This window comes from Epilithonimonas caeni DSM 17710, from assembly GCF_000426465.1.
GTDB classification, from domain to species: domain Bacteria; phylum Bacteroidota; class Bacteroidia; order Flavobacteriales; family Weeksellaceae; genus Epilithonimonas; species Epilithonimonas caeni.
Map to the genome: position 1 here is coordinate 262136 of NZ_AUFK01000009.1, position 11730 is coordinate 273865.

Sequence of the window (11730 nt, forward strand, 5' to 3'; positions counted from 1 at the left end):
ATTGTTAACATAAATCATTCAAAGCTTTTTCAAAATCATCATACTTAAACTGAAATCCGTTTCTAATAAGAATTTCAGGATAAACATTTCTACTCTTCAGCATCAATTCAGTTTCAGTTTTGATAAAGATCGCAGCGACTTCCAGTAACCAAACAGGACTTGGGATTCCGAACGGAATTTTTATTTTCTTACAGAGCAACTTCATCATTGTTTCGTTATACAAAGGGTTTGGAGCGGTGATATTGATTGCACCTTGAAGCTGTTCATTTTCAATAATGAAACGAACGGCTTCACAAAAATCATCGATATGAATCCAACTCATCATTTGGTTCCCTCTACCCTGTTTTCCACCGAGTCCGAGCTTTGAGATCTGTTTGAATTTTGGAAAAGCGCCACCATTTTCTCCTAAAACAATAGAAGTTCTAAGTGCAACTTTTCTGATATTTTGATTATTTTTTTTAAAGAATTCTTTTTCCCAGCTTTTACAAATGTTCATAGAGAAATCATCACCGATGATTCCGTTGGCTTCGGTATTAAGATTGGTTTCCGAGTGAATGTAAATGGTTGCGGAACTTGCATTTATCCAGATTCTTGGTGGATTCTGACATTCATCAATGGCTTGTTGTAAAACTCGTGTTGAATCTATTCTGGAGTCATAGATTTCTTTTTTATTCTTTTCGTTGTATCTGCAATCTACAGATTTTCCCGCAAGATTAATGAGAATATCTGCATCTTCCAACTCATTTTTCCAATTACCAACGGTTTTTGCATCCCATAAAATTTCGTTTTTACGTTTTGGATTTCTGGTCAGGATTTTAACTTCATTATTTTTATTGAGAAAATATTGCTCTAAGTTTTTTCCAAGAAAACCTGTTCCTGCTGCGATGATTATTTTCATTGTATTTAATGTTTTTAGGTTGACCACATTTATAATATTAAATTTCTGGAAGGAAAAAGAACAGATAGTAGAATATCAAAGTTATCTTTTAGTAAATAAAAAACAATATGTCTATGTGGTTTAAAATGCTTTTTTAATTAATAATAAATTCCAAATTTCTCTTTGTATGAACTTCAATTTCAGAACCTTCGGCAAGCATTACTGATATTGGTTTTGAGTTATTTAAAACAGTAAAATCGGTTCCGTAATTTTCTTTGAAATCGACTGTTATTTCATAATTTTTGACTTCATAGAAATTCCATTTTGGATGTTTAACTTCGTATTCAGAAGTTTGAATTTCGTTTTTGGTAAACCCAAAATAATGTTCGGTAATAAATTCGAAATCAGAATCTCCAATCATTTCTTCCTGAATATTGGCAACTTTTAAGGCCATTGTATTGAGTTTTGAAGTCTGCCAACTGTAAAAAACTGAAATTTCATTATCAGATTCAATAATTAAGTGTGACATCGGTAAAGTGTAATAATTCTCATTATAAAATTTGTTGGCAACCAAACTCAAAGTTTTTTTAGGAACAATTTCCTTGATAAAAACAACGCCTCTTTTCCAGACCTCATTTTCCAATTTTTTCACATAAAATCTCAAATTAACTTCTTCGAAATTTTTATGAAACGGAACTGAAATCCCGAGAAGTTTTGTATTGAGAAACATAAACCCGACAAGACTTACCAAACATTTTCCTTGGTAAAGATCAAGTTCAGTTCCTTTTGGTAAATATGGTAATAGAATTTCCGGATTGATCTCGTAATTGATGATGGCCAGTTTTCGCCATTCTGCTGTTAGGAATTTCATCTTTTTAATTTTTATAATGCTCTTACAGGTCAAGATAATTGTACAGATTTGCTCCTTGAATTTTTAGCTATTCGTGACAATATACAGAAGAACCGCTCCGAAAGTAAGTCGGAAGATCATCCAGGAAATCGTAGGAACGATCCCAAATTGTAAGATTCTGCATCGTCTCAAATGTTCCAGAAACATGATGAACACAACAATTCCGAAGTAAATAAAATAGAAAATCTGACTAAAATGAAAAAATAAAGTTGGAATTAAAAGTAAAGTTCCGAGTAGAGAAACTGTCATCATATTACCGAGATAATCCCAAATTCTATTTTTAAGATAGATCCCCATAAATGTACTCTGCCAAACGATTTGCATACAACAAATGAAGAATTCTATCCCGAAGTTGTTTTTAGAATCCGGAAACAATCTTTGATTATAAAACCCTAGAACATAAGTGGAAAGCATTAAAACAAATCCAAGATAGAAAAGTCTATATTTCAGATTGAAATCCGGAACACAATTGTCTTTTGTCAAATCTTTTGCCGAAGGAATGATTTGTTTTCTGTTGAAAGACACAAATTTGTAAAGCCTTTGAAAAAACCAATGCAAAGGTTTTACTCTCGCGATTTTTCCCAAAGTCGGAAAAGAATTACCAATGATCGTCAAAAGACTTTCTAATCCATAAATAACTTTATTTTCTTTGGTATTGATCAATGCTATTTCGTTTTTTGAACGATGAAAATCAATCATATTTTTGATTTCTGGAGAAATCTCAGAGAAAGCCTCTCTTCCATTCTCATCAAGCATTCTGCTTTTTATAAATCCTTTGGAATAGATATTACACATTGGACAATCGTTGTCGTAAAGCAGAACGTGGTTTTGTAAAGTTTTCATTGTATTTGATTTTAAAGGTTTAGGAAATCGCCTTTTGTTCTTCGGTTTGTTCTGAAAAGGAAGAACATTATGATTTTAAATATCAGGTTTTTCATAATTATTAATATTTTTATATTTTCAGTAATTTTTGAAATTTAAATTGAAATAAAAAAGGATAATGATTTCCTTTAGATTCTTCGGCAGGCTCGTAATGACATTTACTTCAGTAAGTTGGTAATTTTTCCGACCAACCAATGGTCATCGCTTTTTATGGCTAAATCCATTATGTTGTTAATTTTGTTGGTTACGTTTCCAAAATCTTCCATGAGCTTGATAAATTCCTTTGCTTCATCAGAATCGTCATCTACATTTTTCAGTTCTTCCAAAAACGCGACAACCGGTTCTATTTCTCGTTTTCTACGTTCTTTTGTGATCTGTTTGAATAGAAACCAGACATCTTTTTCAGCAATGAAATATTCTTTCCTATCCCCTTTCACGAATTCTTTTTTTACAATCCCCCAATCCATCAGAGCACGAAGATTCATATTGGCATTGCCTCGCGAAATTTCCAATTGCTCCATCACATCATCTGTTGACAAAGGTTTGCCACTTGCCAGAAGAAGTGCATGAACCTGAGCCATTGTTCTGTTGATTCCCCAATTGGTGGCAAATGTTCCCCAGGTTTGGATGTATTTTTCTTTGGCTTCGTCTAGTTTCATATTTGTAATGACTAAATTCTTGTACAAATATAATTAAATTTTCTAAACTTTCAAAAATTATTGAAAATAATTAAATAAATTTTCTGAATTAAAAACAAATACTTTTTAATAAAAACTTAATTATAAGTTAACCAATAATAACGGTTTATTAATGTTAAATTTGCTGAAAACAAACTATGAAATACACTTTAATAAAAAGAAAAAAAAGTTTCCGTACAAAATCGGAAACCGAATTCGTGAGCTGGATGAAAAATATGGACCATCAAAAATGGATTGATAACCGGGATTTTATGGAAGGCTACTCCTATAGAAAAGCCACTTTTGAAAATATTCTGATCCGTTATGATAACGAACAGAATTTTATAGAAGACCTTCAAAAAAATAACCTTTTGAAAATAGAATCTTCAAAAGGTTTTTTAGGTTTATTTAATCTTTAAAAATTAGTAAACAGCAGGATTTTTAATCGGATCAAGCTCATTGAAAATTGCATAAACTTTTTCTACGATATCATCAGCAGATGGCTTACTGAAATAATCACCATCACTGGCATAGGCTGGCCTGTGATTTTTCGCGGCGATAGTCAAAGGTTCCGAATCCAAATATCTGAAAGCTTTTTGTTTTTCTAAAATCTGTTGAAGAATAAACGCGGAAGTTCCTCCCTCCACATCTTCATCTATAACTACCAATCTGTTGGTTTTCTTCACACTTTCCGCAATCTCATTTGTCAAATCAAAAGGAATCAATGACTGGACATCGATAACTTCAGCCGAAATTCCTAATTTCTCTAATTCCTTAGCCGCTTCTGTCACCACTCGCCAGGTAGAACCATAGGTCACCAAAGTCACATCCTTACCTTCTTTTGTAACTTCGATCTTCCCGACGGGAACTGTGAATTCGCCTAAGTTATCAGGTTGTTTCTCTTTTAATCGATAACCATTCAGGCATTCTACGATCAAAGCAGGTTCATCACTTTGCAGCATTGTATTATAGAATCCTGCAGCTTTTGTCAGGCTTCTTGGAACTAAGATGTTGATACCTTTAGAAAGATTTAGAATTCCTGCCATCGGTGAGCCGGAGTGCCAAACGCCTTCCAGCCTATGTCCTCTTGTTCTGATGATTACCGGTGCTTTTTGTCCTCCCTTTGTCCTATACTGAACGGTTGCCAGATCATCGCTCATCCCTTGGAGACAATACAAAATATAGTCCAGATATTGTATTTCAGCAATTGGCCTTAAACCCCTCATTGCCAAACCAATTCCCTGCCCAAGAATAGTCGCTTCACGGATTCCTGTATCGGCAATTCTCACATTACCATATTTTTCCTGAAGTCCTTCCAAACCTTGATTCACATCTCCGATATTTCCGGCATCTTCACCAAAAACAAGAGTTTCAGGGTATTTTTCAAAAATTTTATCGAAGTTATTTCTGACAACAACTCTTCCGTCCACATCTTCCGAACTTTCAGAGAATATTGGTTTGATTTCTTTTACATTTGTTGCTTTCCATTCAGATTCCGAATATAAATGGGAAGAATAATTATCTTTTTCAACTTTCAGGATTTCATTGTAAATATTCTGAAGCTGTTGCCTCTCTGAAGAATGATTGGTTCTTGTCACCATCAAAGATTTCCTTACCAATGAAAAAACATCTTTTTTGGAAACCGAAATTATTTTTTTGAAATTCTCAATCAAACTGCTGATTTCAGAATTCTGGTTCTGAAGCACTTCAATTAATGGAAGTACTTTATTTTTGATATCAGAAATTGTTTTCTGATAATATTCCCAAGCTCTCTTCTGTCCTTCTTTCACTAATTTTTTAGCTTCAGCATCAATTGAATCCAATTCTTCAATAGTCGCTAAAACCTCTTCCTGACCTTCGATTTCGATATTGTAGTCCAAAATCCACTCTCTGAATTTTAATAATCCGTCAAATTCGGATTCCCAATTCAGTCTATCTTCCGATTTGTAACGTTCGTGCGAACCGGAAGTAGAATGTCCCTGAGGTTGGGTCACTTCAGTCACATGAATCACAACAGGAACGCTCTCGTATCTTGCGAAATGTTCTGCTTTTGCATAAGCCTCCATCAATGCGGGGTAGTCCCAAGCCTTCACCTGAATAATTTCGCAACCTTGTTTTTCATCTTCATTTCTTTGAAAGCCGGAAAGCATCTCAGAAATGTCCGCTTTAGCTCTTTGGTTTTGTGTAGGTACTGAGATCCCATAACCGTCATCCCAGATCGAAACAATCATTGGAACCTGCAAAGCGCACGCTGCATTCAGGGTTTCCCAGAAATGACCTTCGGCCGTAGAAGCATCGCCAATTGTTCCAAAAGCAACTTCGTTTCCGTCTTTTGAAAATTTCTCAGAACCTTCGAATTTTACAGATCTATAAACTTTGGAAGCTTGGGCCAATCCTAATAACCTTGGCATTTGTCCTGCGGTTGGAGAAATGTCTGATGAAATGTTCTTCTGGGCTGTCAGGTCTTTCCAGCTTCCATCTTCATTCAAACTCCTTGTCGCATAATGGCCGTTCATTTGCCGGCCTGCGGAAGCCGGTTCTCTTTCTACACTTGTATCAGCGTACAATTGTGCAAAAAAACTTTCTATGGAAACAGCATCAATCGCCAAAGCAAATGTCTGGTCACGATAATAGCCCGAACGGAAATCCCCGTTTCTGAAAACTTTTGCCATTGCCAATTGTGGCAACTCCTTACCGTCTCCAAAAATTCCGAATTTTGCTTTACCCGTAAGTACCTCTCGCCTTCCCAAATATGACATCTCACGAGAAATTCTTCCCAGACGGTAATCATGGATCACGCTATTTTTGAAGTCCTGAAATGATACTTGTTGAGTTTCTATATAAGTTGATTGCATAGCTTGAGTATTTTGACAAATATAAAATTTTTTCGCTAATTTTTACGAAAATGATATTTTGAGTTTTAAAGATTTTTTCAAATATTTGCAAACTCTCATAAATACTATTTGATTTGTATAATATTTGATAAATTTAATCAAATTTATTTTTAATGAATAAAACTGCACCACACATACTTAATGCTTCCACCAATCTTTTGGGATTCTGCCTGGTAATATTGACCTCTTTGAAGATCACCAAGTTCAACCACCATTCCTATTTGGACGAATTTGCTGTGGGAGCCATTTTTTGTCTTTCTATAAGTTGTATTTTGTCATTCTTGGCAATAAAATCAAAAAAGGAGAAAACATCCAATATTTTAGAGAACATTGCTGATATACTTTTCTTTGTTGCTCTACTCTGTATAATACTTTCTGTTTTGATCGTCAGTATTGATGTGGTTTAAATATTAAATCACGGCCAAAAAAGCCATCGTATCGACATTATCAGCATAAGTATCCAATGAAGGATTTTGCGTCTCTCCAAAACCAATCGATTCCAATCCCAATTCTGGTTTTGCAACAATAGTTTGGATTTCGTCTCTGTTGCTTTCTAAGAATTGTTTTACTTCTTCCAAAGTTTCATAACGGGAAAAATTAATCACAGACAACGGGCTGAATAACCTCTCATCTTCCTTCATCATCACAAAATTATTGTCCCAGAAAAGATCTCTGTTCAGTAAATAAATAGCTTTGTTATAGTCATAATTATTGGCATATTTATTATGATTAATGACTTCCTGGTAATTGATGAAATTCTCAAATAATCTGTCTAGCTTAAAGTCCTTGGGAATCAATATTTTTGTTACATTTCTGCAGCCAAGCCCAAAATACCGGAAGATGTCATCAGCTAATAACTGCAATTCCCCATTCAATTCATCGCCTTTCAAAACCGCAATAGAGGTTCTGTTTTTTCTGATAATGCTTAAACTATTTTTAAAATAATATTCCAGATATCTTGCGGTGTTGTTGCTTCCTGTGGCAATTACAGCATCGAAGTTTTCTAATCTTTCTACGATGTGATATTCAATTTCATTATTAGAGAATTCGTTCCATAATTCTAACAAATAGGGTAAAACCAATCGGTCTTTTGATGATAATTTGATGACAGGAACATGATTACCCAAAACCACTGAAATAATATCGTGAAACCCGACGAACGGAATATTACCTGCTAATATCAATCCCACCCTTTTTGGAGCACTGGAAAGCTGATATTTTGAAAGCCAGTTTTCTATGTTCTCTTTGGTGAAAAGTCCCGACCATTGTTTTAAATTGTATTGTTGGTTCTCTTTTGTGAACCAAGGATTTTCAATCTCAGAACGCGTCATCAGATAAGCCAATCGTTCCTCTTTTTCATTATAATTATCTTCCTCTTTTTGAAAGAAATCTTTGATGAAATTCCCCAATTTTTCGAGCCCCAAAATTTTGTTTTCGTTCAGCATAGCTGGCTTTTTTTTTGTAATTTTGCACAAAATTAAAAATAAAATAGCAATGGCTATCAAGATAACTGATGAATGTATAAATTGTGGTGCTTGTGAACCGGAATGCCCAAACACCGCTATCTATGAAGGAGCTGTAGATTGGAAAGCGTCAGAAGGTACAGAACTGAGAGGAATGGTCGTTTTATCGTCGGGCCTTACCGTAGATGCAAATGCTGCCCAGGAACCAGTTGCAGATGATTACTATTTCATTGTAACTGATAAATGTACCGAGTGTAAAGGCTTCCACGAAGAACCGCAGTGTGCGGCTGTCTGCCCCGTGGACTGTTGCGTACCGGATGAGGACCATGTAGAAACCGAGGAGCAGCTTCTAGCTAAAAAGGCTTTCCTTCATAACGAATAATCTAAATCACTTAATCAAAATAAACTAATGAAAAAACATAATTTTAGCGCAGGTCCAAGTATTTTACCACAGGAAGTTTTCCAAAAGGCTTCGGAAGCCATCCTTGATTTCAACGGAATCGGTTTATCTCTTTTGGAGATCTCCCACAGAAGTAAAGATTTCGTTGCGGTAATGGATGAGGCTCGTGCTATTGTAAAAAGGCTGATGGATATTGGCGATGATTATGAAGTGCTATATCTGCAAGGAGGAGCAAGCCTTCAGTTTTTGATGGTTCCTTACAATCTATTGTCTGTGGACGGAAAAGCCGCTTATACCAACACGGGAACTTGGGCGTCAGGCGCAATAAAGGAAGCTAAAATGATTGGCAATGTGGATGTTGTTGCTTCTTCTAAGGAATCTAATTATAACTATATCCCTAAAGACTTTACAGTGGGTTCAGAGTACGATTATTTCCACTGTACTTCCAACAATACGATTTTTGGAACTCAGATGAAATCTTTCCCAAAGGTAGATACACTTTTGGTTTGCGATATGTCTTCTGATATTTTCAGCAGAGAGTTGGATTTTTCCCAGTTTGATCTGATCTATGCAGGTGCCCAGAAAAATATGGGTCCGGCAGGAGCAACTTTGGTAGTGGTAAAAAAATCGATCCTCGGAAAAACCGGAAGACAAATTCCAACTTATCTGGATTACTCTGTTCATATCGATAAAGAATCAATGTCTAATACACCTCCGGTATTTGCTGTTTATGCGTCTTATCTGACTTTGAAACATTTGGAAGAAAATGGCGGAATTGCGGCTGCCGAAGCCAAAAACAATGCAAAAGCCAAATTGCTTTACGACGAGATCGATCGCAATCCAAATTTCCAAGGTGTGGCAGCTGTAGAAGACCGTTCTTTTATGAATGTCACTTTCACTTTAACAGATGATTCTAAGCAGGAAGCATTTGACAAAGCTTGGAAGGCTGCAGGGATCAGCGGACTGAACGGTCACAGAAGTGTTGGCGGTTACAGGGCAAGTATCTATAACGCAATGCCAATCGAAAGTGTACAGGTTTTAGTAGGTGTGATGAAGAGTATATAATTACTTTTCTCCTTATAAATCAGAAGCGTCCTAGTTAATTCAGGACGTTTTTTTGTTAATATAATGTTAATTAGGATAAAAAGTCGTATCTTAGCCAACCTTGATTTTTAACTCAAACAAGTCAAGGAAACTCAATAACTAAAGGTTTTTTGAATTAAACAATGATTGTATTAGCTAATGATGGAATCTCCGAAAAGGGCGTTCAGCTTCTGAAAGAGGCAGATATTACGGTTCTCGAAGCCAGAGTATCTCCGGAACATCTGAGCAAATTCATCAATGATAACAATGTTGATGCTCTTTTGGTGAGAAGTGCTACTCAGGTCAGAAAAGATCTGATCGATGAATGTCCGAATCTTAAAATCATCGGACGTGGCGGAATCGGGATGGATAACATTGATGTAGAGTATGCTATTGATAAAGGTCTCTATATCATCAATACTCCAAAAGCCTCCTGCAAGTCTGTTGCAGAATTGGTTTTTGCTCATTTTTTTTCATTGGCAAGATTCCTTCATGAGAGCAACAGATTGATGCCTCTGGAAGGGGAAACCAATTTCAATGCCCTTAAAAAATCATTCAACAATGCGACTGAGCTTTCCGGAAAAACCCTTGGTGTTATCGGAATGGGAAATATTGGGATCGAAGTGATCAAAATAGGTATTTCTCTCGGAATGAAAATCTTAGCTTACAACAGAACACCAAAAACTGAGAAAATTCAGCTTACCTTTTTTGATGGGCAATCTTTGAATTTCGAAATTAAATCTGTAAATTTAGATGAAGTTTTAAAAAATGCTGATTTTATAAGCCTAAATACAGGTAAAACAGATGAATACTTGATCGATTCTAAAGAATTGGAACTGATGAAAGAAGGTGTTTTCATTGCCAATACAGCAAGAGGTGGTGTCATCAATGAAGTAGCTCTTCTAGATGCTATCGAAGGTGGAAAAGTTTATGGAGCTGCATTGGATGTCTTCGAAAAAGAACCCGTACCGGAAGTATTGATCCTCATGAATCCTGCTCTATCTCTTTCTCCTCACGTTGGTGGCAATACATTGGATGCCCAAAACAGGATCGGGGAAGAATTAGCTCAACAAATTATTAAAATAAAAGCTCAACTATAATATATGCCAGTATTTAAACCATTTAGAGGAATCAGACCAAACCCTGACCTTGTTGATGTTTTTCCTACTTATTCTTTGGATAATTTTACTCAGGAAGAGATCAACAAGAAGGCACAACAAGATGATTCTTACATCCAAATGATAAAACCTGCTGTTGTTAGCAAGTCAAAAGATGTAGATAGAAACCTTCGAAAGATCAGATCTAATTTTGAAGAGATGCTGGAGGATAAAAAATTAATGCAGGATGATTCTGCATATTATCTCTACGAACAAACAATGCCGGATAAAACGACCTTCAGAGGGCTCATGGGTCTGGTGAGTGTAGATGATTTTTGGGAAGGAAAGATCAAGAAGCACGAATCTACAATCACCGAGAGAAGAATGAAAATGGCGCATTACCTTGAAAAAGTTGGTGTTCAGGCTGAGCCTGTTCTTCTGACCTACCATTCCAACTCGAAAGTAGAATTACTGATGACCCATGAACAAAAGAATGTTCCGATTATCAATTACAAAGATGAAAAGGGTGTAAAACATAAGATCTGGAGAATTGACAATCGGCTGAAACTTCAGCAATTCAAGGAAGTTCTCGACCCTATTGATTCGTTCTACATTGCTGATGGCCATCATCGTATAGGTTCTGTTGCAGAATATGCAAAAAAACAAAGAGATAAAAGTAAAAGATCGCACGGTACGGAGCATTATAACTTTGTTTACAGCTTTATAGTTTCTAACCAATCGATAAAGATCAATGACTACAATCGTCTTCTTAAGGATTTGAACGGCCTATCAGAGGAAGATTTTTTAGAAAAGCTAAAAGAGGATTTCCAAATCCACGAAAAAGGGGAAGCTCCCTATTTCCCTTCACAGAAGTTCCACATTAGTATGTATCTGAATGGTAAATTTTATAGCCTGCACGTGAAGCACAACATCCGTGAGGAAAATAGAAATGGAAATGATTTGGATCATCATCTGGTCGACAAATATATTTTCGAAAAGATCTTCGGAATAGAGAATGCAAAACATACCGATAAGATCACCTATCAAAAAGGAACATCTGATATAAATGGGATCAATGATCTGAAAGAAAGAGTTGACAACGGAGAGTATAAGGTAGGATTCGGGATCTATCCCATCAGTTTTACGGATCTATTGAAAGTTTCTGATAAGGAGATCAAAATGCCTCCAAAATGCACCCTGATCGAACCGAAACTCATCACCGCCTTGATTATGTACGATATGAAATAACCCTTCGAGGAAATAGAATGAAGAGTGGCTTTTTTGCCACTTTTTTTATTACCCTATATCTGTTAATTTAACTTTTTAAATTGAAATCCAACACCTTAAACAAAATTTTTTTAATATAAAACTCAAATTCCAAATATAATTAACAATTGTTAATTATATTATATATCTTTACTAGACAAAACACAAAAGGTATATCAAA

Annotated in this window: 12 protein-coding genes; 6 read left to right on the forward strand and 6 right to left on the reverse strand. The window is 35.6% G+C overall.

From position 1 onward, the window contains the following. Nucleotides 1-4: 4 nt before the first annotated feature. The 4 genes from K319_RS0102495 to K319_RS0102510 all read right to left on the reverse strand — a co-directional run bounded on the left by K319_RS0102495 (nucleotide 5) and on the right by K319_RS0102510 (nucleotide 3328). Nucleotides 5-898 (reverse strand): TIGR01777 family oxidoreductase, encoded by an 894-nt coding sequence (locus K319_RS0102495; protein WP_034671272.1) that lies wholly within the window; start codon nucleotides 896-898, stop codon nucleotides 5-7. A 133-nt stretch (nucleotides 899-1031) separates the two neighbouring features. Continuing rightward, nucleotides 1032-1748, reverse strand: a complete 717-nt coding sequence (locus tag K319_RS0102500; RefSeq protein ID WP_027382181.1) for a YqjF family protein — start codon at nucleotides 1746-1748, stop codon at nucleotides 1032-1034. Between the two features lie 63 nt (nucleotides 1749-1811). Then, nucleotides 1812-2630 carry a DCC1-like thiol-disulfide oxidoreductase family protein gene (locus K319_RS0102505; RefSeq protein WP_027382182.1) on the reverse strand — a complete coding sequence of 273 codons (819 nt, stop codon included), beginning with the start codon at nucleotides 2628-2630 and terminating at the stop codon, nucleotides 1812-1814. 197 nt (nucleotides 2631-2827) lie between these two features. Next, a complete protein-coding gene (locus K319_RS0102510) occupies nucleotides 2828-3328 on the reverse strand; it encodes a GbsR/MarR family transcriptional regulator (protein WP_027382183.1) in 501 nt (166 codons plus the stop codon). A 176-nt stretch (nucleotides 3329-3504) separates the two neighbouring features. On the opposite strand from K319_RS0102510, the gene K319_RS0102515 reads away from it, so the two are divergent. Then, entirely contained in the window at nucleotides 3505-3765 is a 261-nt protein-coding gene (locus K319_RS0102515; protein WP_027382184.1) for a hypothetical protein, read from the forward strand. Nucleotides 3766-3768: 3 nt separating this feature from the next. On the opposite strand, the gene K319_RS0102520 is transcribed toward K319_RS0102515, so the two are convergent. After that, nucleotides 3769-6201 (reverse strand): alpha-ketoacid dehydrogenase subunit alpha/beta, encoded by a 2433-nt coding sequence (locus K319_RS0102520; protein ID WP_027382185.1) that lies wholly within the window; start codon nucleotides 6199-6201, stop codon nucleotides 3769-3771. A 152-nt stretch (nucleotides 6202-6353) separates the two neighbouring features. Between K319_RS0102520 and K319_RS0102525 the strand changes: the two genes are divergently transcribed. Further along, complete coding sequence (locus K319_RS0102525; protein ID WP_027382186.1) at nucleotides 6354-6647, forward strand: zinc ribbon domain-containing protein; 294 nt, start codon at nucleotides 6354-6356, stop codon at nucleotides 6645-6647. A gap of 3 nt (nucleotides 6648-6650) precedes the next feature. Here K319_RS0102525 and K319_RS0102530 read toward each other — a convergent pair whose 3' ends face one another. Beyond that, nucleotides 6651-7685: an acyl-CoA reductase gene (locus tag K319_RS0102530; RefSeq protein WP_027382187.1), complete on the reverse strand. Its 1035-nt coding sequence runs from the start codon at nucleotides 7683-7685 to the stop codon at nucleotides 6651-6653. A gap of 49 nt (nucleotides 7686-7734) precedes the next feature. Here K319_RS0102530 and K319_RS0102535 point away from each other — a divergent pair, with 49 nt between their 5' ends. The 4 genes from K319_RS0102535 to K319_RS0102550 all read left to right on the forward strand — a co-directional run bounded on the left by K319_RS0102535 (nucleotide 7735) and on the right by K319_RS0102550 (nucleotide 11531). Continuing rightward, the gene (locus K319_RS0102535) at nucleotides 7735-8085 is read left to right on the forward strand and encodes a 4Fe-4S dicluster domain-containing protein (protein WP_027382188.1); all 351 of its coding nucleotides are present in this window, start codon (nucleotides 7735-7737) and stop codon (nucleotides 8083-8085) included. Between the two features lie 27 nt (nucleotides 8086-8112). Continuing rightward, nucleotides 8113-9168, forward strand: a complete 1056-nt coding sequence (gene serC, locus K319_RS0102540; RefSeq protein ID WP_027382189.1) for a 3-phosphoserine/phosphohydroxythreonine transaminase — start codon at nucleotides 8113-8115, stop codon at nucleotides 9166-9168. A 161-nt stretch (nucleotides 9169-9329) separates the two neighbouring features. Beyond that, on the forward strand, nucleotides 9330-10286 hold the full coding sequence (locus tag K319_RS0102545; RefSeq protein WP_027382190.1) for a D-2-hydroxyacid dehydrogenase: 957 nt from the start codon (nucleotides 9330-9332) through the stop codon (nucleotides 10284-10286). A gap of 3 nt (nucleotides 10287-10289) precedes the next feature. Then, nucleotides 10290-11531 (forward strand): DUF1015 domain-containing protein, encoded by a 1242-nt coding sequence (locus K319_RS0102550; RefSeq protein ID WP_027382191.1) that lies wholly within the window; start codon nucleotides 10290-10292, stop codon nucleotides 11529-11531. Nucleotides 11532-11730: the final 199 nt, after the last annotated feature.